The following is a 21,922-nucleotide window of genomic DNA, read 5'->3' as shown; positions in this document are numbered from 1 at the left end:
TGATGGGTGTACGCAAGGAACTGAAACGGGCGAAGCGGCACGCGGACCTCGCGAGGCGCAGCCGGGTGGAGCTGGTCAGGGACGAGAGCGGTACGGTCCGCGAGGCGCGTACCGCCACCCTGGTGCCCACCCCCGCCACCGGCAGCACGGCCGACCTGCCGTTCACCAACGCGGCCGAGGCGCCCGGAGCGATCGTGCTGCGCCGGCCAGGGCACGGCGCCTGGACCCCGGTGACCGCGGCCGCCTTCGCCCGCGAAGTCACCGACACGGCAAAGGGGTTGATCGCGGCAGGCCTCGAACCGGGCGGCCGGGTCGCGGTGATGTCCCGTACGCGCTACGAATGGACGGTCCTCGACTTCGCGATCTGGGCGGCCGGCGGCCAGACCGTCCCCGTCTACGCGACCTCCTCCGCCGAGCAGGTGGAGTGGATCGTCCGGGACTCGGACGCGCGCTTCGTGATCGTCGAGACCCCCGGGAACGCGGACACCGTGGCTACCGGCACCGCCCGCCGGCCCGAACCCCCGCGCGTCTGGCAGTTCGACGCGGGCGCCCTCACCGAACTCGCCTTCCTGGGACGGGACATCAGCGACGAGGAGGTCGCCAAACGGCGCGCGGCGCTCACCCCCGAGACCGTCGCGACGATCTGCTACACCTCCGGAACCACCGGCAAGCCCAAGGGCTGTGTCCTCACCCACGCCAACCTGCACGCCGAGGCCGCCAACACGGTGGAGCTGCTGCACCCCGTCTTCCAGGCCGTCACCGGCCGGACCGCTTCGACGGTCCTCTTCCTCCCGCTGGCCCACATCATGGGCCGCACGCTCCAGATCGCCTGTCTGATGGGCCCGCATCGAACTGGGGCACTGCCCGAGCATCAAGCCGGACGAACTCAGGCCCGCACTGCGGGAGTTCCGTCCCACCTTCCTGGTCGGCGTCCCCTATCTCTTCGAGAAGATCCACGCCACCGGGCGCGCCACCGCCGAGAAGATGGGCCGCGCCGCCTCCTTCGACCGTGCCGACCGCGTCGCCGTGCGCTTCGGAGAGGCGTATCTGAACAAGTTCCTCGGCACGGGCAAGGGCCCGGGGCCCGGCCTGTACGTGGCCTGGGCGCTCTACGACCTGCTGGTCTACCGCCGTATCCGCAAGGAACTCGGCGGCCGCGCGCACTACGCCATCAGCGGCGGCTCCCCGCTCGACCGCGACCTCAACCTCTTCTTCTACGCCGCCGGAATCATCGTCTACGAGGGCTACGGACTGACCGAGACGACCGCCGCCGCCACCGTCGTCCCGCCGCTCGGGCCCCGCCCCGGAACGGTCGGTCTGCCGGTCCCGGGCACCGCCGTCCGTATCGCCGACGACGGCGAGGTGCTCATCAAGGGGAGCGTCGTCTTCGACGCCTACTGGAACAACCTGGCGGCGACCGACGCCGTCCTGACCGACGAGTGGTTCGCCACCGGCGATCTCGGCGCCCTGGACCAGGACGGCTATCTCACGATCACCGGCCGCAAGAAGGACATCCTCATCACCACGGGCGGCAAGAACGTCTCGCCCGCCGTCCTGGAGGACCGGCTGCGCAGCCGCGCGCCCGTCGGCCAGTGCCTCGTCGTCGGCGACAACCGCCCGTTCGTCGCGGCCCTGATCACCCTCGACGCCGAGGCGCTGGCCCACTGGCTCGCCGTCCGGGGGCTCCCCGCGGACACCCCGGTGCGGGACATCGTCCGTGACCCGCGGATGCGCGCCGACGCCCAGAAGGCCGTGGACCACGCGAACCAGGCGGTCTCCCGGGCCGAATCGATTCGCGCGTTCGCCCTGGTGGAAGGCGAGTTCACCGAGGACAACGGCCTGCTCACGCCGTCCCTCAAGGTGAAACGGCACGCGGCGACGGTGCTGTACGCGGCCGAGATCGAGGCACTGTACGGGAACTGAGGAAGCCCTGGCCCGAGCGGGGGAACAGCCCCTGCCCCCGGACACGGGACAGCGACGCCGAGCGCAGCCGCGTGCACGATCGACTGGAGGTTGGCCTTGGCCCGGCAGGCCGATGCAGGGCTTGTTCAGGGAGCCCTGGACCAGCCCGAGCTGGGGGCTCTGGTCCTGTCTGCGAAAGAGATTCCTGCTCTCACCCCGACAGCGGCCCGATGGATTGGTTGCGCGACGTCAGCCGAGGCGTTCAGGCGGGCGATCCGGGCGCCGCTGCGTTTTCCCGTCGTTTGTGTGAAATCCATTTCTTCCGAGTTGACATTCCCTCCCGGGCGAAACGCTCCCCCTTCCAGGGGAGCGTTTCGCCTGGTGTGAAGCTTCCGTGCTCATTCGGCGCGGGGCGATTCGAGTGAATTCCCAATTGGCCTACGTTCCACAGTTTCTTGGGCCATCCATCCCTCGTTTACAGCATGCAGGTCATGGTGCGAGCCGCTCAAGTCGTGCTCGCTCGGCTTCGGCCGACAAAGGGGCATGGCCGCAGAGAAGGGAAGTTCGTGCTGAACCCGGCGTTCGGCAACCGCTGCGTCAACCGCTGACGCTTCGGCACATCAGCCGCTCCGGCTGTGCCACGGCCGGCCTGGGACCGCTTCATGGGTCCGAGGGCCGGCTTCCTCACTTCTACCAGCAGGAAGAAAACAAGAGTGCGACAGAACCTGAGTAGGGGAGTGGTCGTGGCCGCGGCCGCGACGGGCATCATGTCCCTGTACGCCAGTCCGGCCTTCGCGGACTCGAACGCGGCCTCGACCGCCTCGGACTCACCCGGCGTCGCGTCGGGGAACAATGTCCAGGTGCCGGTGAACGTGCCGCTGAACGTCTGCGGCAACACGGTCGACGTCCTCGCCGCGCTCAACCCGGCGTTCGGCAACTCCTGTGCCAACGGCTCGGGTTCGCACGGCCGGCATGCCGCGTCGCAGCACCCCGCCCATCACGAAGCCGGCTCCGGACAGCACTCCGGGCAAGGCTCGGGACGCGGCCTGGGGCAGGGCGCCCATCACGGTGGCGGCGGCTACGGCGGCTACGGCGGCCACGGTGGCTACGGCGGGTACAACGGCGGTTCCGGCTACGGGGACTCCGGCTACGGCGACTCGGGATACGGGGACTCCGGCTACGGCCGCTCCGGACACGGAGGCTCGGAGTACGACAACTCGGGTGGCCATCACGGCGGTTGGGGCGGCTCCTCGTCGTCCGGCGGGGCGCACGGTTCGCCGGGTGTCCTGTCGGGCAACCACGCCGCCGCACCGGTGGACGTCCCGATCGAGCTCTGCGGCGACACCTTGAACGTGATCGGCCTGGGGAACCCCGTGTTCGGCAACGAATGCGGCCACCCCCACCCCCACGGGACGCCCCCGCACGCCCCCTGCCCCCCGCCGCCGGTTCATGAGCAGCCGCCGCCCGTTTCGCACACCCCGCCCGTCAAGGTCCACGAGCAGCCCCCCGCCCCGCCCGTCACGGTGCACCGCCAGTACACCCCGCCCACGCTGGCGGAGACCGGCGGTGAGGGCCTGCTCGCCACTTCGGCAGCCAGTGCCGCGCTGCTGGCGGGCGGCGCCCTGCTGTACCGGCGAGCCCGGGCCGCGTCCCGTTCGTGACGCTCCGCTCCGGGTGCCGGACGCGTCCCCGCGTCCGGCACCCGGACGGTCCGCCCGCCCGGTGCGTCGCCGGTGTCAGCGCCCGGTGCCGAGCCCCAGCCCCGCCCCCTGCCGACTGCGTCCCCCGGGTGCCGGAATCCGCCCGCCGGTCGGCCCCGTGCGCAGCCGTCGCCGTACGCCGCGCACGAGCGTGTCCGCCGTGAAGCCGGCGCCCTGCACGAAGCGCATGGCGGGGCCGAAGCCGGAGGCGGTGATCAGGCCCGCCATGAAGAGGCCCGGCACCGACGACTCGAAGTCCTGGCCGATGTACGGGGAACCGTCGGGTACCGACGCCAGGTTCGCGCGTAGATCGTCGGCGAGCAGGCCGAGCCGCTCGCGCCGCGCCCTGAACCCCGTGGCCGCGATGACGTGGTCGGTCTCCAGACACGTCGGCGTGCCGTCCCGGTCCACCGTTTCGAGCCGTACGCCGATGCCCGAGGTGTAGGCCGACGTGACCTCGTGACCCAGCAACAGCTCGACCACCGGTTCGACGCGGTCGCGCACCCACCAGGCACCCGCCGGGCCCAGCGCTCCGGCCGCGATCCGCGTCCGGGTGGGTTCCGGGAGCCGGCGGAAGAGGCCGGGGCGCTCGGCGTAGAACCAGTTGCGCCAGCCGCAGCCCAGGCCGCTGTGCGGCGCGCGTGCGGACCGCCACCACGACCGCTCCAGGGCGGGCGGCACGTCGTTCCAGTTCAGCCGGTCGGCGCGGGCCAGGACCCTTGCCCGGGTGCCCTGTTCGGCGAGCAGGGCCGCCGTCTCCAGGGCGGCCTGGCCGCCGCCGATGACCGTGACGTCACGGCCCCGGAAGCGGGAGAGCTCGCCGTGGTCGCTGCTGTGCGACGCCTGTTCGGGTCCGAGGCCGCTCAGCGCGGCCGGCATCTCGACGAAGGGCATCACGCCGATGGCCAGGGCGACCGTGCGGGCGCGCAGCACCTCGCCGTCGTCGACCAGGGCCTCGAAGCCCCCGGGACACGTCCGCACGTGTACGACCATGCGTTCGTCGACGTCGGGCACGGCGTTGCGGGCGAACCACAGGCCGTACGAGGCGAACATCTCGACCGGGATCGGCTCGCCGTGCCGGACCGCCACACCCCGGCCCGCGCAGTACGTCTCCAGGCGCCTGCGGCCGTCGGGGTCGGAGAGGCTGGATGCCCACGGCTCCGACTTCAGGAACATCCCGCGGGGCATGTGGTCCCGCCAGGACGCCATGGGCCGGCCGAGGACGCGCAGGCTCAGCCCGGCCGCCGCGGCGTGGGACGCGATGGACAGGCCGTAGGGGCCGGCTCCCACCACCAAGAGGTCGAACATCAGCAGCTACTCGCTTTCTCGTCGTCGGCAGGGGAGTGGGCCAGGGACCCCGCGGGCAGGGCCGTCAGGGCGGTGGGCACCTGGGCGGAGCGGGGGTCCATGCGAGGAACCGGCTCGCCGCGCGGTCGTACGACGGTCGACTCCGCGCGGACCGCTCTCTCCACCGCGGCCGCCGTCACCTCGGGCCCCCGGACCGCCACCTCGGCCGCCTTCCGCGGCGGCCCGACCACCGCCCCGGGGGCATTCACGGCCTTCACCGTCCCGGCCGTGTCCGCAGCCTCGGCCGCGTCCGCCGCCGCGGCCGGTCCGCGCACCAGCCCGCCGGCGCGCTGCGTCAGGCGCAGCGACACATGGCGGGCCCACAGGCCCCACATCGCCCGCCCGGGGGCGCGGTCGTCCACCGCGTACCAGGCCAGTTCGCGCCCCGCGGACCGGGGGCGCAGCGCGCCGAACGGCGCGTAGTTCTCCACCACGAACGCGCGGTCCGGAAGGGGCACAGGCGTGGGCAGCGGACGGTGGGTCAGATCCAGGTGCAGGGCGCGTACGACGTCCAGGCCCGCCCCGTCCTCGAAGAGCCGGAACTGGGCGCCGGGGCGGGGGTTGAAGTCGAGCAGGTGATAGCGGCCCGCGGCGGCGTCCCTGCGGAAGTCGAGGTCGAAGATGCCTCGGTAGCCGAGAACCTCGGTGAGCCGCTCGACGAGGGACTGGAGTTGCGGGTTGGGCGTCCAGCGGCCGACCGCCGTGAGGCCCGCACCGCGGGGCCAGGCACGGTGCTTGCGGCCCGGGCCGCCGCCGTGCGTCACGCCGCGCCGGTCGACGTATCCGTGGAAGAACCAGTCGCGGTCGGGCCCCGGCGGCAGGAAGGCCTGGAGCAGCAGCCGGCTGCCCGCGTCCTCGGTGCGCAGATACAGCGCCCGCGCCTCGTGTGCGGAGCGGACCACCACCGTGCTGCGCAGGCCCGTTCCGGCCGGGATCAGCCAGGGGCGGCTCCACTTGGCCACCAGGGGCAGCCCCAGCAGCCCGGCCGCCACGGCCGCCTGCGCCGGGCTCTCGGGAATCAGCGTCACCGGGTGCGGAACACCCACGCTCTCGCAGACGGCGGCCAGTTCGGCCTTGTCGGCGACGCGTTCGGCGAGGGTGCCGGGCTGCTTCGGCAGCAGATACCCGGCGGCGAGTTCCTCGCCGAGGCGGCTCACCGCGAGGGCGCTCGCGTCATCCATCGGGACCAGTACGGCGGGGCGGGAAACCCGGGCGGCCACTCGGCGCAATACGGCGGCGATGTCCGCGGTGGAGGAACCGGGCGGTGGCGGGGGGTGCATCGCGCACACAAAGCGCGATCTGCGGACGGGACTTCCCTCGGAATCGGCGACGACGTGCACCTCCACACCGGCTCTGCCGAGTGAGCGTACGGCCCCCAGCGTTCCGTGGTGAAAGGGATTTTGGTCGATGCGCAGCAGGACGGCGGGTACCCGGGTGTCGAGAATCGGCACGGGCTTTCCTTCGGATCGGCGACAGTGTCGGCGACGGGATCGGGAACGGATCAGGAACGGGATACGGCCCACGGTCGGGAGTAATCGGGAGACACGCGGTGACCGTGCGAATCACCCTTGCGAGTGATCGTCAGGGCTGCGGGCCGAAGCCTCGGTTGGCTGAATCGGTATTCATGTGACTGATTGTCAGTAATCGGAAATGAACATCCGAGGATCAAGAGGGAGATAGGAGCAGGCATGGCCCCACAGCAGCAGCGGCCCCGGAGCAGAAGGCTGGCGTTCGTCGCGGCCGGCATCGTCACGTCGGTCGCCCTTGCGTCGGGTCCGGTATACGCCGTGGGCGCCGGGGTGGTGCGGGTCGGCGACCCGCCGGCTCCGACACCCAAGGTGGTGAGACCGCCCGCGACTTCCTCGGTCACCGGCGGTGTCGTGACCGCGACCCCGCCGCCGACGCCCACACCCGCTCGCACCGAGCCGGTGACGGCTGCCGCCGTACCCGCGCGGTCCGTCGCGACCGGCTTGAAGCCCACGCCGCCCGTCAAGAAGGCCCCCGCCGCGCCGCCCGCCTTCGGCGCCTACCTCGACTACGGGGCCAGTGGTATCGCCCGCATGGAACAGCTCAGCCAGTGGCTGGGCGGCACCGAACTGCGGGTCGGGCACACGTATCTGCCCGGCGACCGGTGGAGCAACATCGAGGGAGCGCCCGGATTTCTGGACGCCTGGGCGGACTGGCGCCGCGAGCGGAACGACCGGATGCTCGTCCTCAACGTCCCGATGATGGAGCGCAACGAGGAAGGGATCTCCGACGACCACGTCCGTCTGCTGCTGAGTGAGGCCGTCGCCGGGGACTTCGACCACCATTTCCGCGCGCTCGCCGAGCGGCTCGTCGAGCTGAACGTGCCCGACACCGTCATCGTGCTCGGCTGGGAAATGAACGGCATCACGTACACCCATCGCTGCGGTCCCGACCCGGAGGCCTGGAAAAAGTACTGGAACAGAATCGTCACCACCATGCGGGCGGTGCCGGGACAGAAATTCCGGTTCGACTTCGCCCCGAACCGAGGCCTGGACGGTATTCCCTGGACCGAGTGCTATCCGGGGGACGACACGGTCGACATCATCGGCATGGATGCGTACGACCAGCCGTCGGGGCTCTCGTTCGACGAACAGGTGAAGGAGCCGTACGGGCTTCAGGAGCAGGTCGACTTCGCGAAAGCCCACGGGAAGGCCATTTCCTATCCTGAATGGGGACTCTTCCACAACGGCGACAACGCGACGTACGTGAAGCGCATGCTCGCGTGGATGGACGAGCACAGGCCGCTGTACAACACGCTCACCGACTACTGCCCGCACGGCGTATGGCAGTGCGAGGACAACCCGGAGGCGTCCCAGGCCTACCGTGCCGCGCTGTCCCACTTCACCGATCCGACCACCGATCCGACCACCGATCCGGCACCGGACCCGATGCCGACACCTGAGCCGACACCCGAACCGGCTTCGACGCCGACACCCGAACCGGCTTCGACGCCGACACCCGAGCCGACCTCGACCCCGACGCCCGAGCCGACGCCGACCCCGACGCCGGAACCGGCATCGACCCCGACCCCGACGCCGGTGCCAGAGTCGACCCCGACCCCGACCCCGACGCCGACCCCGACGCCTGAGCCGACGCCGACGCCGACCCCGACGCCGACCCCGACCCCGACGCCTGAGCCGGCTTCGACGCCGACCCCGACGCCCACACCTGAGCCGGCTTCAACGCCGACGCCGACCCCGACCCCGACCCCGGCCGAGACTCCGGTGCCCGAGCCGGCCTCGACGTCGACACCTGAGCCGGCTTCGCCCCACACGCCGACCCCCACACCCGAGCCGGCCCCGAATCCGACCTGTTCGTCGCTGGATCTCGGCGACTGGGTGGAGTACTGGATCGGCGGGAAGGTGTGCGTGAACCTCGACTTCTGGTCGAGCGACTGGTGGTCGGGCGACTGGTGACACCTGGGTGGCGGCGGGTCGTTCAGGGCCTGCCGCCATCGCGCTCCTTCCAGCTCCGCAGCAGCTCCTTGCCCCGCCGGCGCGCGGCGACGTCGCAGACGACCGCCGAGATCAGCGCCGCCGTACGCCGACGGGCGAGGAGCAGCCGCTGGTTGACGACGGGCTCCGGGCGCCAGTGGTGCTTGTAGGGCTCGTCGCCGCGCAGCAGGCTCAGTGCCTCGCGGCCGCCCGTCTCGGTGTGCCGGGAGCAGGCGTCGAGCAGTATCACCGCCACGTCCGCCTTGCGCTCGCGCAGCTGCGGATGGGCACCGTACAGATAGCCGCCCGCCAGGCGCCGCGACAGCAGGGTGAGGTCCACGGCCATCACGGTGCCGTCGAGCCGGAACTCGGTGACCACCGCGTCCCCGGAGTGCACCATCGGGCCCACCGAGCGGACCAGATGCTCAGAGAACCGCTCCTGGAGGTGCTCGGACGTCACCTTCCGGCCCTCCCACTGCAACCGGTGCAGTTCGAGCAGCCGGTGCAGGGCCGCGTCCACCTCGTCGTGGGCCACCACCCGCTGTTCGACCCCGAGCGCGGCGAGTTTGCGCAGCTTGGCCCGTACACGCTGGGCCTTGGCCGAGGGGAGACGGTCCACCAGCTCGCCCATCGAGGTGGCAGGCAGCTCCAGGCACAGGGAGTCCCGGACCTGGCGACGCGGGCCGCGCCAGCGCTCGTAGATCCGCTCCACCGCGCCGCCGGGGCGGACCTCGCGGAAGTCGATCAGCGCGGTGCGGGCGGCGGCCGACAGGCCCTCCGTGAGGATCGCCGCCGCCCGGTCGGCGTGTTCGTCGTCGAGGAGCACGTCCGCGAAGTCGGAGATCGCCCCGCCGAGCGGCACGAGCGCGGGCAGGAGACGGCGGACCCGCATCAGGGGCGCGACCGCGAGCAGTTCATCCCCCTCGCGCACGACCACCAGCCGCAGCCGTCCCGGCGTCCCGTACGACAGCCACCAGGAATGCAGCCACGCGTGGCTCTGGAACGCGGTGGCGGCGCCGCACCGGCGGTGCAGGCGCCCCCAGGCCGGTCCCAGCTCGGCGAACTCCCGCTCATCGGTGACGAGTTCGGCTCGGGCGGCTCTCCGCACGCCGGCGTGGAGCGTCCCGTTCACAGCTGTCCGTGCACATCGGCCGCGGTGGCGGGGCCCGGCACGGAGGCCGGGCGTGCGGTGGCGGTGGACCGCCGGGGACGGACGAGCAGCACCAGACCGCCGAGCAGGCCGCCCGCGCTCGCCCCGACCAGACCCGTCACCGTCGCGGGCGCCGAGGAGGCCGAGGTCGGCTTCACCGCGCGGGAGAACGACAGGAGTTCGACGTGGGTGCTGTTCCGGCTGCCGTTGGCGTGCTGGGTCAGTGAGCGGGTGACGGCGTTGGCCATGTCGGCGGCGCGGTCGGGGCGCGAGGAGGTGGCCGAGACGGCGACCATCGGAGCGTCCGGGGAGGTCGCCGTCCGCACACTCGTCTGCAGCGTCTTCACCGGAACACCGGCCCACACCTGCGCGTCCCCGAGCACCGCGAGCTGCGTGGCGACCCGGCCGTACGCCTGGGCGAAGCCGAGCGCGGCAGACGGGTCGCCCTTGTCGGTCGGTACGGCGATGACGTAGCTCGTGGCCGTATAGGTCGGGGTCTTCACCACGCCGTACGCGCCGCCGAGCAGGCCGCCGAGCACGGCTCCGGCGGCGAGCACCGACCACGGCGGCGTGGTCTTCGCCCGGGCGAGGGCCGTTCCCGGGGAACGGTGGCCCCTGGTGAGGTTTTCGGACATGAGGAACTCACTCCAGTCAGGTGCGCGAGACGGCGGCCGCGTACACGTCCATGAGCTGTGCGGCGCTGCGGGTGATGCAGTAGTGGTGGGCGGCCTCCGCGGCCGGGCGGAGGGCGGGACCCTCCGCGCGGACGCCGGTCAGGGCGCGGGCGAACGACTCCGGGCCGCCCTGGATCCGGACGGCACCGCGGGCCGCCTCGGGCGGCAGGTCCTCGACGGCCGGGCAGGAGACGTACAGCACCGGCAGCCCGGACGCCATCGCCTCCACGACGGCCAGCCCGAACGCCTCTTCGGGGCTCGGCGAGGCGAGGACGTCCATGGCTCCTATCAGCGACGGCAGATCGGCGCCGGGAGCGCCGCCGGTGGGGCGCTCGCCGGTGAACAGCACCCGGTCCGCGACCCCGGCGTCGTGCGCGGCGCGCCGCAGGACGCTCTCCTCGGTGCCGCTGCCGACCAGCAACAGCCAGCAGTCGTCGGGCAGTTCGGCCAGCGCGCGGATCAGGACGTCGAACCGCTTGCCCGCCGCGAGCCGCCCGACGCCGCCGATCACGTACGCGCTCTCCGGCAGCCCGAGCCTGCGGCGGGTGCGTTCGCGCAGCACCTGGTCGAAGCGGAAGCGGGCGAGGTCGACGCCGTTCGGCACGATCTCGATGCGCGGTCCGGGCACGCCCCAGCGGCGCAGCCGTTCGGCGACCGTGGGCGAGACGGCGACGGTGGAGCGGCCGAGCCGCTCGCTGGCCAGATACAGGGCGCGCACGCCCGAGCTGAGCCGGCGGCCCTCCATCTGCGAGTCGCCGAGCGAGTGCTCGGTGGCCACGACGGCCTTCACCCCGGCCAGCCGGGCGGCGAGCCTGCCGTACACGCAGGCCCGGTAGAGGTGGGTGTGCACGAGGTCGTAGCGGCCCGCGCGGATCACCTTCACCAGGCGGGGGAGCGCGCCGAGGTCGCGGTTGCCGGTCATGCCGAGATGGATGACGCGCACACCGTCGTCGGTGAGCCCGTCGGCGACCGAACCCGGGTTGGTGAGCGTCACGACGTCGCATTCGACGGGCAGGTGCCGGAGCAGCAGCCGCAGTTGCTGCTCGGCGCCGCCGACACCGAGACCGGTGATGATGTGCAGCGCCTTCATCGGACTCCCTCGACCGGGCGTCGGCGCAGGCGGTGCAGCTTGTGCTTCAGGAACAGGCGTACGGGCGTGTCGTTCTCGCCGATGTGCACGCGGGGAAGGGCGTACGGGCCGGTCAGCGGGCCGGGGTCGATCGCGCAGCCGTAGCTGTATCCGGCGTCGCGGACGGCGTCGACGACCCGGCGGTCGATGGTTCCGTACGGGTAGCAGAAGCCGTCGACGTCGGTGCCGATCAGGTCCGAGAGCACTGCTCTGCTCCCCGCGACCTCGGTGTGCAGCACGGCGTCGTCGGCCTTGGTCAGATCGACATGGGTGAGTCCGTGCGAGCCGACCTCGATGCCCTCGGAGGCGGCGGCGAGCCGGATGCCCTGCTTGCTCAGCAGCGGCTTGCGGGGGCCCAGCGGATCCCAGGCGTTGTCGCCGCCGAGCCGTCCGGGCAGGACGAAGAGGGTGGCGCCGAAGCCGTGGCGGTGCAGGAGGGGGAGGGCGGTCCCGACGAAGTCGGCGTACCCGTCGTCGAAGGTCAGGCCCACCAGATCCTGCCCCTGGCCGCGGGCGCGGGCCGCGAGCAGCTCCGTCATACGGACCCCGCGCAGACCGTGCCGGCGCAGCCAGCCCAGCTGCTGGTCGAGACGGTCCGGCGAGACCGTGATGCGGTACGGGTCGTCGGAACAGTCCCCGACGGAGTGGTACATCGCCACCCAGGGCGGTGCTTCGAGGGAGCTCGTGCCGGTACGTCTGCTGCTGTCAGCGGAAACGGGCATGCGAAACCCTTCGTGTGACGGAACGGAGTGCGGATGCGAACCCCTCGACCCGGAAGGCCCAGGCCAGCAGGGCGAAGACGACGGTCACGACCGTGCCGCCGACGACGAGTCCGAGCAGCGGGGAGTCCACGCGGTTCGCGCACAGTCCCCCGGCCGGCGCGGCGATCAGCGCGGCCCGCAGTGGTTTGCCGATCTCGGCCACCACCCGGCGGGTGCGGATCGGCACACTGCGCGGCCCCATGCCGTACACCAAGAGCAGTGCGCTGATGGTGATGCCGGTCGCGTTGGCGACGGCGATCCCGCACACCCCCCAGGGACCGACGGCCAGGACGCCGATCCAGGAGGTCGCGATGATCCCGGCGGTCATCGCGAACAGCGGGTACCAGGTGGGCCGGCCCGAGGAGAAGTAGGAGCGCACGAGCGCGCCGACCAGGGTGTGGCCCAGCAGTCCGAGGGCGTACACGCGCATCACCGCCGCCGTGGCCGCCGTGTCGTCGGCGTTGAACGCGCCCCGCTGGAACAGGAGCTGGATGATCTGCGGGGCACACGCGACGACCGCCGCCGCGCCCAGCAGCACCGTGCAGGAGACGAGCGCCAGATCGCGTTCCACCCGGTCGCGGGCCCGCTCGGTGTCGCCCTCGGCGATGGCCTGCGCGACCACCGGGAAGGTGACCGTGCACAGCATCAGCGAGAGCACCATCGGCATCTGGGCCACTTTCTGGGCGTAGTTCAGATGCGAGATGGCTCCGGCGGGGAGCGAGGAGGCCAGGAAGCGTTCGACGAGGACCTGGGACTGCCGGCACAGCGCGAAGAGCAGGACCGTGCTGACGAGGGTCAGATCCATCGGGCGGGCCGGCTCGCCGCCCAGGGCGTCGCTCGTCGACCGCCCGCGCCGGAGCTGCCGCCACAGGGAGGGCCCCTGTGCCACCACCATGAGCGCGCCGCCGACCGCGACACCGAGGGCCGCCGAGCGCACGCCCCAGCGGCCCCCGAGGACGAACATCGCCGTGATGATGCCGGTGTTGTACGCCACGTAGATCGCCGCCGGCGCCACGAAGCGCCGGTGCGCCCGCAGGGCCGCGCTGCAGTATCCGGCGAGTCCGAAGGAGAACACACAGGTAGCGGTCAGCCGTGTGCAGTCCACCGCGAGGCGGGGGTCGGGCAGGCCGGGCGCGAGAGCCTCGACCAGGTACGGCGCCCCCGCGATCAGCAGTGCGCCGGCGGCCGCGAAGGCGAGCGTCAGCCGGGGCAGGGTGGCGGCGACCAGTGTGCGTACGGGATCACCGGTGGCTCCTCGCGCGCGCCGCGTCACGGCCACGCTGAACGCCGGGATCAGCACGAAGGCCAGCCCGTCCTCGATCAGCAGCGTCGCCGCGAACTCCGGCACCGTCCAGGCGACGAGGAACGCGTCCGTTTCCGACCCGGCCCCGAACAGATGCGCCAGCGCCTGATCCCGGCCGAGGCCCAGCAGGGCTCCAGCGATGGAGAGCGCGACGGTGACGAGAGCGGCCTTGGCGAGAAACCGACTGGAGGCGGCTTCGGGCCGGCCCGCCCCCTTCGGGGGGGCCTGGTGCCCGCCCCGGGGACCGGGAGGATCGGCGGCGCCGGGCGGAGCGGTCCGGGCGGAGGGCAGAGGGAGGGAAGGAGGGGAGGGATCGACACCGACCCCGGCACCGGCACCGCCCCCGACCCCGGCACTTGCACCGACCCCGGCACCGGTGTGGACCCCGGCACCAGGTGCGGTCCCGAAGGCGGCTGCGATCGTGCTGTCCGGTCCGGGCCCGATGCCTGCCGCGGGCCCGATGGCGGCGGCGGACGCGATGTCCGCCGCAGGGTCGAAGCCGGGTGCGGTGTCGGTGTCCGTCGCAGTGCCGATGGCCGCTGCGGTGCGGCCGGGTGCGGATCCGGGTGCGGGGCCGGTGCCCGCCGCAGCGCCGATGGCTGCCGCGGCGCCGCAGCCCGCTGTGGTCCCCCCGTCCGGTGCGAGTCCGACGGGGGTGGGCGTGACGTCCGGGGCGGGGGCGGGGCCGGGTGCGGAACCCGGGCCGGCCGCAGTGCCGATGGCCGCCGGGGGGCCGATCGCTGCCGCCCTGCCGGTGCCGGTGCCGGCTTCGGTTGCGGAGGGGTGGGCGGGTTTGCCTCCCGGTCGCGGCCCGCTGCCCGTGACCGGCCGGGCGGTGCCGCCCGCGTTCGTGTCCGTGACGGGCCGAGGGTTCCCGCCCGCGTCTGTGTCCGGTCCCGGGCCCGTGCCGGTGTCCGCGCCTGTCCCCGTGCCCGTGTCCGGGCCTTCCCCCGCCCTGGGAGGCGTCACCGTCATCGCGCCGCGGCCTCTTCCATCACGGAGGAGGCCGTCGCCGTCGCGTCGATGCCGGCCGGTGCCGACGGGTCCATCAGCGCCCACCAGCCGATGAGGCCGAAAGCGACGGCCGTCAGGACCGTCGAGGGGCCGCCGATGTCCGCGTAAACGAAGTCGACCAGCTGCCAGACGAGCAGCCCGCACGCGACGAGCGCGCAGTCCGTGCCGGGCGGGGTCCGTCCTGAGGGGAGGCGGAGACCCGCGGCTTCCGGTGGCGTGCGGCGCACACGGACGAGCCCGCGCAGTGCGCACACCAGGAGAGCGAGCCAGCTGCCTCCGAGGGCGAGCAGCCCGATCAGGCCCTGTTCGCCGAGGACGAGGAGGTACATGTTGTGGGGCGAGAGCAGCGGCTGCTTGTGGTAGGCGGCGCCCGCGCCCGCGATGTCACTGCCCGAGGAGAGGGCGAGCGAGGCGTGGCCGTCCCGGTTGTCGGGGAAGCCCTTCAACCCGACGCCCGTCAGGGGGTGTTCCCTCCACATACCGGTGGCCGCCGCCCACATCGTGTACCGGTCGACCACCGACTGGTCCGGGGCGTCGGCGACCTGCGTGATGCTGGTGATGCGCTCCTGGAGCATCTCGGTGCCGACGCCCAGCCCGCCCACGAGGATCACCCCGGCCGCGGCCACCACCGCGCCCACCTTCACCGCGCGCCGCAGTCCCGCCAGCACCAGTTGCGCGCCGCAGGCCACGGCCGTGGCGATCCACGCGCCCCGGCTGAACGACAGCGCGAGCGGCGGCAGCAGCGCCAGCGCGCAGAGCACGGCGACGGCGCGCTGCCGTGCGGCACCGGTCCCCAGCGCCAGCGCCACCGCGCACACCAGCCCGAACGCGACCACCGACGCCATTCCCATCACGTCGGTCGGCCCGAAGGTGCCGACCGCCCGGATGTACTCGCCCTGGTACGAGGCGCCGGTCCCGGTGACGTACTGGTGCACCCCGATCGCCCCCTGCCACAGCGCCAGGGCGACGAACGACCAGGCCAGCAGCCGGAAGTCACGCCGGTCGCGCACGAGCAGCAGGACCGCGGCCGGCACCAGCACGAAGATCTGCAGGTAGCGGGCCAGGCCCGTGATCCCGGCCCCCGGGTCCGCCGCTCCGGCCGCCGCGACCGCGATGCCGACCACGGGGAGCCCGATGACCAGCGCGGCGGTCACGGACAGGGGGCGCCGACGGGCCCGTACGAGATGGATCGCGCAGCAGACCACCACGAGACCGGACACGGCGTCCGCGAGGTTCGCGCCGCCCTCGTCGGTCGGCGCGACCGGCAGCCCGAGCAGCGCGATCACCGCGACGACGGGCAGCACCGGCAGCGCGCGCCGGAGACCGGCGGTCAGGGTCTCCAGGGGAGTGACGGGCAGGGCGTGGCTCATCGGCTCAGCTTCCCGTCGGGCGGACGAGCGCGGCGGCCGTGCGCAGCAGGATGCAGATGTCCTGCCACAGGGACCAGTTGTCGATGTACGCGTTGTCGAACCGGCAACGGTCCTCGATCGAGGTGTCGCCGCGCAGCCCGTGCACCTGGGCGAGCCCGGTGATCCCGGTCTGCATCCGGTGGCGGGCCTCGTAGCCCGGATGGGTCTGGCTGAACTTGGCCACGAAGTAAGGCCGTTCGGGGCGCGGTCCGACCAGGCTCATGTCGCCCCAGAGAACGTTCAGCAGCTGGAGCAGCTCATCGAGCGAGCTGCGTCGGAGGAACTGGCAGAAGGGGCTCATCTCCTGTTCGTTGGCCACACTCCAGCGGGTCGCGGCCTCGTGCGCGTCGACCGGGCGGTGGGTGCGGAACTTCAGCAGCGTGAACGGTTGTCCGTCCTTGCCGATGCGTTCCTGGCGGAACACCACACCGGGCCCGTCGGTCAGTCGTAGGACCGCCGCGCACACCAGCAGGAGCGGACTGACCAGCAGCAGCAGCGTGCCGGAGACGACTACATCGAGGAATCGCTTGCCGAAGCTGGTGCGCCGCCGGAGGATCGACAGCCGCCGGCAGGAGAAGCCGGCCAGCGTGTACCGGCCCTCCCCGTCGTACGACGGGGATTCCGCGTCGACCGTCCACAGCTCGCACCCCGCCTCGGCCAGCGCCCGCAGCATCGGCCCGCGTTCACCGCGCGGCTCCACCACGAGCACGGTCCGCACACTGTTCTGGATGAGCGCGCGCTGCACCTCCTCGCCGGTGGTGAGGACCGGCAGTCCGTCGAAGCCGGACGGCTGGTCCGAGACGACACCGACCGGCCGTACCCCGCAGCTCGGATGGCGCAGAAAGGCCGCGGCGACCCGCTGGGCCGTCGCCGCGGGACCGATCACCAGGGCGGCGCGGGGGCGCAGCACGAGGGCCCGGCGACGCCGCCAGTGCACCGTGCCGCGGCCGGCGCAGCTGATGGCCGACTGCGCGGCGCACCCCAGGGCCAGCGTGGGGGCCGACAGCGCGCCGTCCGGGACGAACGCGGCGACCACGGCGGCCAGCGCGCACCAGGCGATCACGATCCGCGCGCAGACGGTGGGCAGTTCGTCGAGTAGGGCCGGCACGGGTGCGGGCCGGTACAGCGACGCCCGCGCGTTCAGGGCGACCACGCCGAACAGCAGCGCGACGACGAACAGCGGGTGCCGCTGGATCTCCGCGAAGGCCTGTCCGGTCGCGAGCGCCGCGACGGCGTCCACGGCGGCCGGCGGCAGCCAGGAGGCACGCCGGGCGGTGGTCCGCTGCCCGGCGGGGAATCTGAAACCGCCGCCGGCCTCGCGCGGAGGGATGACCGAGACGGGCGAGAATCCGTACTCCTGGGGCTGTCCGCCGGGGGAGGGAACGGTGCTTTCCGCAGTCACGAGTGGATGGACTCCCTGCACTCGGTGTGGTCCCCGCACATGGCGCTCCCGGCGTGCTGCGCCGGTCGGCCGGCCAGCAGGTCGCGGTACACCCCCGCGACCGCGTCGGCCGTGAGGCGCACGTCGTGCGTGGTCAGGACGTGGCGGCGCCCCTGGTGGCCGAGCGATTCGCGCAGCAGCGGATCGGACAGCAGCGTGCCGATCGCGTCCGCCAGCGGCTCCGGCTCCCGCGACGGCACCAGGCAGCGGGTGTCGTGATCCGGCGGCAGGCTCTCGCGGGCGCCGTCCACGTCCGTCGTCACGACCGGGCGCCCGCAGGCCATGGCCTCCAGCGGAGCCAGCGCCATGCCTTCCCAACGGGACGGCAGCACCACCAGATCGGCGGACTGGTACCAGGGCACGGCATCGGTGGTGGCCCCGGCGAACAGCACGCCACGCGGTGCCCCGGCACGCAGCCGGGCGGCGTCCGGACCGTCCCCGACGAGCACGAGCCGGGCGCCGGGCACCCGCCGCAGCACCGAGGGCCATGCCTCCAGCAGGACGTCCTGCCCCTTCTGCCGGCACAGCCGCCCCACGCACACCACCAGCGGAGCCGCCGGACCGACTCCTCCGAGCAGCGGAATCCCGGCTCGTACGGTGTCCACCGACGCGGGGTGGAAGCGCTCCGGGTCGACGCCGTTGGGGATCACCTGCCAGGGGGCGCGGATTCCGGCGCGTACGCCGGTCGTGCGCTCCGCTTCACTCACACACACCAGCCGGGACGCCCAACGGGCCCCCCATCGCTCCCACCGCAGCGCGAGCGCCGCGGCGGCACCGTCGACGGCCTCGAACGACCAGGCGTGCGGCTGGAACACCGTCGGCACCCGTCCGCGCAGCGCCAGCCGGGCCGCCAGCCCCGCCTTGGCGCTGTGCGCGTGCACCACATCGGGCCGCACCCGTGCCACGACCCGGCCGAGCCGCCTCACCTCCTGAGCCAGCTGCGGCCCCGGCGCCCGCGTCGCGTGCCAGGGCCGTACGTCCGCGCCGAGCGCCCGCACCTCGCGGGCGAAGTCGTTGCCGTCCGGGCAGGCGAGAGTCACCCGCGTTCCGGCGGCGAGTTGGGCCCTGATGAGGTCGGTGACCACCCGGGCGACGCCGCCGTCGACCGGCTGCGTGACATGAAGGACCCGCGGCGGAGGGTCTGTTGGCAGATGCATGCGCGGTTCCTTGCTCACGGGCGGCGCGCCGGGGCGCGCGTCACTGCTTCGCGTCGACGGCGGCGAACAGTGCTCCGACCCAGGCCGCGTCCCGCTGCGAAACGATCCGGAAGGCCAACTGGTCACCCCTGCGACGGATGCCCTTGCCAAATTCGAGGACGTCAGAGTCGTAACCGAGCGTGTTCGAGTAAGCGGGCACCCGTTTGATTGCGGCGGGTCCGGGCCCGCCGATGGTCGAATTCAGTACGTCGTCCCGGGGGTTGGCGGAGTCGCCCAGTAGGGTCGGCGCGCCGGAGCCCGTCGAGACGGCCAGTGAGTCGCCCTTGCTTCCGCGGTCGCCGTTGTACGCGACCAGGCCCACCCGGCCCTTCACGGTCTGCGGGAGGGTCAGCGGGCCGAGCGGGACGACGTGCCCCTCGCGCGGGCCGAGCGCCTCGAAGCCGTCCCAGATCGCCAGATGCCTGAGCGGCTCGGCCTTCTTCGCGTACGCCACCATCAGCGTCCAGCCGCCCCACGCCCCGGCGGCCGACCGGCCCTTCGCCACATTGACCTGGGCCACCGTGTAGAGCCCCGAACCGTTCGCCCGCACCAGCTTGGTGACGTCCGCCGAAGCCTGGAACGCGTCGGCCCCCTGTGCCACCCGGTGCCCGACCACACTGTCCGCGAGCAGATCCTTGTACGCGCCGCCGGGCTCGGCGATCAGCACCCTTCCATTGGCCTTCGGCGGCTTCTGCTCGCCGACGCGGAGGTTGCCGCCCCAGTACAGCCGCGCGTACGTGACGCGCGCGCCCTTGGGCAGACGGATCTCCGCGCGGCTGGAGTTGTAGGTGTTCGGGTCGTTGTCGACATCGATGTAGAGCATGTCGAAGTCGCCGTTCGCGGCCGGTCCGCCCTCGCGCGCCCCGGGGCAGGTGAGCGCCGTGGCGCGGGCGGTCCCGGCCGCTCTCACGGGGCCGCGGGGCCGGGTGGACGTCGAGGAACTCCGACAGCTGATCGAGGAGTTCGCGGCCCGCACGATTCCGCCGTGCTGGAGGGCGCGGTACCGCTGCGTGAACGCCGGCCTCTCAGCCTCGGCGGTGGGTGCCTTCGGGGAGGGCGCCGCCGTAGCGGGCACCGCCGCGGTCGCGGGGCCGCCCGGTGCCCAGAAGGCGGCGAGGACGGTGCAGCCCACGATCGTGTGGCGCAGCAGCAGGCCCGGGGAATTACGCATGACCGGCGGTGCCCTTTCGGGGGAAAAGGTTCTGGACCAGCGGACGGACGGAGATCTGCGGATCAGATGGGTGTGCGCCGGCTCCCCGTCCGCTTCCGACGCCGGTCGGCGCCTGCTTCCAGGCGCCCCCTGAGGTGCCCGACTCTAGCCGCTGTCCGTATTTATGAGTGAAAGTCGCTATGTGTGTCGGAATCGTGAAGCTCGACCGCTTGCGAGATCACCCCTTTGGAGGCACAACCCGTGTGGGTGCCGTGCGTTGAATCCAGAGCCGGGCATCCCGCCCGGATGCTGTGTCGACTTCCAAGGAGCACTTCTCCATGTCGCGTATCGCTAAGGGCATGGCCCTGACCTCCGTTGCCGCTGCCGCTGTGGCCGGCACCGCCGGCATCGCCGCCGCCGACAGCGACGCGCACGGCGCGGCCGCCCACTCCCCGGGCGTCCTGTCGGGCAACGTCCTGCAGGTTCCCGTTCACGCTCCGGTCAACGTCTGCGGCAACACCGTGAACTTCATCGGTCTGCTGAACCCCGCGTTCGGCAACACCTGCTTCAACGACTGACGTCAGCGCGGATCCTTCTGCCGGCCGTGCTCCCGAAAGGGAGGGCGGCCGGTTCGCGTTGCCCCGCTTCTGGCGCGGGTCCAGTCCCTGGCGGACATGGGTCGGTGTCCTGACGCCGGATACCGCCCGGGGCTCGGATGAGGATGCGCCACACCGTTCATTCGGGTGGGGTGCAGGAAACCTCTGCACGCGGAGTTTCCCTCGCGTTCGGGGCTCGTTAGTCAGCGCAAAGAGAAATTCCCCCGGGTGACATGAGTCGCCGAAGAAAGGAACACGATGAAGTTTCTCAAGGCCGCCGCTGTGGTCGCCGGCTCCCTGGCCGTCGCCGGTGCCGCCGCGCCCGCGTTCGCGGCCGGAGCCACCGACCCCACGCCCTCCAGCCTCAACGGCGCCCTGGAGACCCTCACCAGCCAGCGTTCGCTCAGCGCGCAGGACGTGATGCCCCTGCAGCACCAGTCGAACGCGCTCGACACCGAGAACAAGAATTCCCTGCTCGGCGCCGTGAGCGACACGACGAAGGTGCTCAACACGGCCGGCGGCCCCGCGCAGTTCCTCGGCGGGCTTCCCCTTCAGGGCTAGTCGTATTCTTTCGATGCGTGTCTTTCCGTATCCCTTGCGGGCATTTACCTAGGCTCTGAACAAAACCTCCGAGGAAAAGGCTGACAATGAACACCACCAAGAAGGCCGCACTTATTTTCGCCACCGCCGGAATGGCCGCGGGTGCCGCCGCGGGCAGCGCCGTCGCGGACGCCGGTGCCGAGGGCGCCGCAATCAAGTCCCCGGGCGTCGCCTCCGGAAACGTCATTCAGGTCCCCGTGCACGTTCCGGTCAATCTCTGCGGCAACACGGCCTCCGTCATCGGCGCGCTCAACCCTGCATTCGACAACGCCTGCTTCAACGACTGACGTCGTACGCCGATGTGGCGAAAGGGCCGATTCCGCACCCGCGGAATCGGCCCTCGCGCTGTTCGAGCCGCGTCCCTCGTTCGTGTGGTCACCCGCCCGGTCATCGCCCGGGCGGGTGAGATTGGCGCCGTACCCGAACGGGTGCGTCGATAGGGTTCCGCGGTGACCTCAACCTCAAGCGAAATGCGGGACGCCGACCTCGGCACGCTCGCCGTGATGGCTTTCAGCGGTGAAGCCCCCGACGGCGACATGCCCTATCTCCTCGCCTATTCCCTGGGCGACGGCGAAGGCGGCCCGGAAGGATCCGCGGCCGCCATCCGGCAGCTGCTGATCGACAACGGACTGCCCGTGGGCGACACGCTCATCGACGCCTCCCGGCAGCCGAGCCTGCCGCTCAGCCTGCTCGTCGAGGCCGGTCAGGCCGTCGTCACGATGCCGCACCTCAACGCCCAGTGCATCGCTCCGCCGGAGTGGCTCGCCGCGGTGGGTGAACGCGGCTACGCCTACTTCCTGTTCGCCACTCGCGCCTGGCCCGTGGCCGAGCCGGGCAAGCCCGTCGCGCCGGAGAGCCTGACGGCCTTCGCCGGCGACGAGGAGACCCTGCTCAGCGCGGCGCACGTGCTGCTGCCCGCGCGCAGCCTGCGCGGCTGATGACGGCCGCCGCGGGACGGGGGGTGAGCGGCGGCAGCGGTGCCCACGGGCGCACCGCCGGCGGCAGCCGTGCCCTCGCCCTGCTGCTGGTGATCACGGGTGCGGCCGGTCTCCTTGCCGCGTGGGTCATCACGATCGACAAGTTCAAGCT

The 21,922-nt window shown here is 72.4% G+C and carries 18 protein-coding genes and 2 pseudogenes; 9 read left to right on the top strand and 11 right to left on the bottom strand.

The annotated features are described in order from the left end of the window. Window positions 1-2: 2 nt before the first annotated feature. The 3 genes and pseudogenes from ACWD68_RS24480 to ACWD68_RS24470 form a co-directional block, all read left to right on the top strand. Window positions 3-1,341: pseudogene (locus tag ACWD68_RS24480) on the top strand (AMP-dependent synthetase/ligase); the annotation flags it as partial. A gap of 21 nt (window positions 1,342-1,362) precedes the next feature. Continuing rightward, window positions 1,363-1,923, top strand: coding sequence for a hypothetical protein (locus ACWD68_RS24475; RefSeq protein WP_451808628.1), 561 nt, complete (start codon window positions 1,363-1,365; stop codon window positions 1,921-1,923). 692 nt (window positions 1,924-2,615) lie between these two features. Beyond that, window positions 2,616-3,563, top strand: a complete 948-nt coding sequence (locus tag ACWD68_RS24470; protein WP_451808573.1) for a chaplin — start codon at window positions 2,616-2,618, stop codon at window positions 3,561-3,563. Window positions 3,564-3,638: 75 nt separating this feature from the next. On the opposite strand, the gene ACWD68_RS24465 is transcribed toward ACWD68_RS24470, so the two are convergent. Then, complete coding sequence (locus ACWD68_RS24465; RefSeq protein ID WP_451808572.1) at window positions 3,639-4,910, bottom strand: FAD-dependent oxidoreductase; 1,272 nt, start codon at window positions 4,908-4,910, stop codon at window positions 3,639-3,641. Further along, window positions 4,910-6,400, bottom strand: coding sequence for a carboxylate--amine ligase (locus ACWD68_RS24460; RefSeq protein ID WP_451808571.1), 1,491 nt, complete (start codon window positions 6,398-6,400; stop codon window positions 4,910-4,912). Before ACWD68_RS24460 ends, ACWD68_RS24465 begins: the two co-directional genes overlap by 1 nt. Before the next feature lie 237 nt (window positions 6,401-6,637). Between ACWD68_RS24460 and ACWD68_RS24455 the strand changes: the two genes are divergently transcribed. After that, window positions 6,638-8,392, top strand: a complete 1,755-nt coding sequence (locus ACWD68_RS24455) for a glycoside hydrolase family 26 protein (protein WP_451808570.1) — start codon at window positions 6,638-6,640, stop codon at window positions 8,390-8,392. Window positions 8,393-8,414: 22 nt separating this feature from the next. Here the strand turns inward: ACWD68_RS24455 and ACWD68_RS24450 are convergent, their stop codons facing one another. The 9 genes from ACWD68_RS24450 to ACWD68_RS24410 form a co-directional block, all read right to left on the bottom strand. After that, window positions 8,415-9,518, bottom strand: a complete 1,104-nt coding sequence (locus ACWD68_RS24450) for a GNAT family N-acetyltransferase (protein ID WP_451808569.1) — start codon at window positions 9,516-9,518, stop codon at window positions 8,415-8,417. 20 nt (window positions 9,519-9,538) lie between these two features. Further along, on the bottom strand, window positions 9,539-10,195 hold the full coding sequence (locus tag ACWD68_RS24445; protein ID WP_451808568.1) for a lipopolysaccharide biosynthesis protein: 657 nt from the start codon (window positions 10,193-10,195) through the stop codon (window positions 9,539-9,541). Window positions 10,196-10,211: 16 nt separating this feature from the next. Then, window positions 10,212-11,324: a glycosyltransferase gene (locus tag ACWD68_RS24440; protein ID WP_451808567.1), complete on the bottom strand. Its 1,113-nt coding sequence runs from the start codon at window positions 11,322-11,324 to the stop codon at window positions 10,212-10,214. Then, the gene (locus ACWD68_RS24435) at window positions 11,321-12,085 is read right to left on the bottom strand and encodes a polysaccharide deacetylase family protein (RefSeq protein WP_451808566.1); all 765 of its coding nucleotides are present in this window, start codon (window positions 12,083-12,085) and stop codon (window positions 11,321-11,323) included. The genes ACWD68_RS24440 and ACWD68_RS24435 overlap by 4 nt, the downstream gene beginning before the upstream one ends. Next, on the bottom strand, window positions 12,069-13,718 hold the full coding sequence (murJ, locus tag ACWD68_RS24430) for a murein biosynthesis integral membrane protein MurJ (protein ID WP_451808627.1): 1,650 nt from the start codon (window positions 13,716-13,718) through the stop codon (window positions 12,069-12,071). The genes ACWD68_RS24435 and murJ overlap by 17 nt, the downstream gene beginning before the upstream one ends. Window positions 13,719-14,398: 680 nt before the next feature. After that, entirely contained in the window at window positions 14,399-15,811 is a 1,413-nt protein-coding gene (locus tag ACWD68_RS24425; RefSeq protein WP_451808565.1) for an O-antigen ligase family protein, read from the bottom strand. Between the two features lie 4 nt (window positions 15,812-15,815). Next, window positions 15,816-17,252: an exopolysaccharide biosynthesis polyprenyl glycosylphosphotransferase gene (locus ACWD68_RS24420; RefSeq protein ID WP_451808564.1), complete on the bottom strand. Its 1,437-nt coding sequence runs from the start codon at window positions 17,250-17,252 to the stop codon at window positions 15,816-15,818. Beyond that, window positions 17,249-18,448, bottom strand: coding sequence for a glycosyltransferase (locus ACWD68_RS24415; RefSeq protein WP_451808563.1), 1,200 nt, complete (start codon window positions 18,446-18,448; stop codon window positions 17,249-17,251). The genes ACWD68_RS24420 and ACWD68_RS24415 overlap by 4 nt, the downstream gene beginning before the upstream one ends. A gap of 40 nt (window positions 18,449-18,488) precedes the next feature. Next, a complete protein-coding gene (locus tag ACWD68_RS24410; RefSeq protein ID WP_451808562.1) occupies window positions 18,489-19,658 on the bottom strand; it encodes a DUF3344 domain-containing protein in 1,170 nt (389 codons plus the stop codon). A gap of 317 nt (window positions 19,659-19,975) precedes the next feature. On the opposite strand from ACWD68_RS24410, the gene ACWD68_RS24405 reads away from it, so the two are divergent. From ACWD68_RS24405 to ACWD68_RS24385, 5 genes and pseudogenes are all read left to right on the top strand, one after another. Next, window positions 19,976-20,215: a chaplin gene (locus tag ACWD68_RS24405; protein WP_451808561.1), complete on the top strand. Its 240-nt coding sequence runs from the start codon at window positions 19,976-19,978 to the stop codon at window positions 20,213-20,215. Window positions 20,216-20,491: 276 nt separating this feature from the next. After that, the gene (locus tag ACWD68_RS24400) at window positions 20,492-20,794 is read left to right on the top strand and encodes a hypothetical protein (protein WP_451808560.1); all 303 of its coding nucleotides are present in this window, start codon (window positions 20,492-20,494) and stop codon (window positions 20,792-20,794) included. Between the two features lie 86 nt (window positions 20,795-20,880). Beyond that, window positions 20,881-21,120: a chaplin gene (locus ACWD68_RS24395; protein ID WP_451808559.1), complete on the top strand. Its 240-nt coding sequence runs from the start codon at window positions 20,881-20,883 to the stop codon at window positions 21,118-21,120. A 162-nt stretch (window positions 21,121-21,282) separates the two neighbouring features. Continuing rightward, window positions 21,283-21,771 (top strand): DUF5949 family protein, encoded by a 489-nt coding sequence (locus ACWD68_RS24390; protein WP_451808558.1) that lies wholly within the window; start codon window positions 21,283-21,285, stop codon window positions 21,769-21,771. After that, window positions 21,771-21,922, top strand: a pseudogene (locus ACWD68_RS24385) (vitamin K epoxide reductase family protein); the annotation flags it as partial. The gene ACWD68_RS24390 and the pseudogene ACWD68_RS24385, both read left to right, overlap by 1 nt.

The sequence above is a fragment of the Streptomyces sp. NPDC005141 genome (assembly GCF_053599975.1).
Note: the sequence above shows the minus strand (reverse complement) of the source record. Positions and strands in the feature narration are given on the sequence as shown.

Excerpts from the sequence above, each read along its gene's own strand:
- ACWD68_RS24405 (WP_451808561.1), top strand. The coding sequence starts at position 19,976 with ATGTCGCGTATCGCTAAGGGCATGGCCCTGACCTCCGTTGCCGCTGCC.
- ACWD68_RS24415 (WP_451808563.1), bottom strand. The coding sequence starts at position 18,448 with ATGCATCTGCCAACAGACCCTCCGCCGCGGGTCCTTCATGTCACGCAG.
- ACWD68_RS24400 (WP_451808560.1), top strand. The coding sequence starts at position 20,492 with ATGAAGTTTCTCAAGGCCGCCGCTGTGGTCGCCGGCTCCCTGGCCGTC.
- ACWD68_RS24395 (WP_451808559.1), top strand. The coding sequence starts at position 20,881 with ATGAACACCACCAAGAAGGCCGCACTTATTTTCGCCACCGCCGGAATG.
- ACWD68_RS24465 (WP_451808572.1), bottom strand. The coding sequence starts at position 4,910 with ATGTTCGACCTCTTGGTGGTGGGAGCCGGCCCCTACGGCCTGTCCATC.
- ACWD68_RS24410 (WP_451808562.1), bottom strand. The coding sequence starts at position 19,658 with ATGCGTAATTCCCCGGGCCTGCTGCTGCGCCACACGATCGTGGGCTGC.
- ACWD68_RS24440 (WP_451808567.1), bottom strand. The coding sequence starts at position 11,324 with ATGAAGGCGCTGCACATCATCACCGGTCTCGGTGTCGGCGGCGCCGAG.
- ACWD68_RS24425 (WP_451808565.1), bottom strand. The coding sequence starts at position 15,811 with ATGAGCCACGCCCTGCCCGTCACTCCCCTGGAGACCCTGACCGCCGGT.
- ACWD68_RS24455 (WP_451808570.1), top strand. The coding sequence starts at position 6,638 with ATGGCCCCACAGCAGCAGCGGCCCCGGAGCAGAAGGCTGGCGTTCGTC.
- ACWD68_RS24445 (WP_451808568.1), bottom strand. The coding sequence starts at position 10,195 with ATGTCCGAAAACCTCACCAGGGGCCACCGTTCCCCGGGAACGGCCCTC.
- ACWD68_RS24435 (WP_451808566.1), bottom strand. The coding sequence starts at position 12,085 with ATGCCCGTTTCCGCTGACAGCAGCAGACGTACCGGCACGAGCTCCCTC.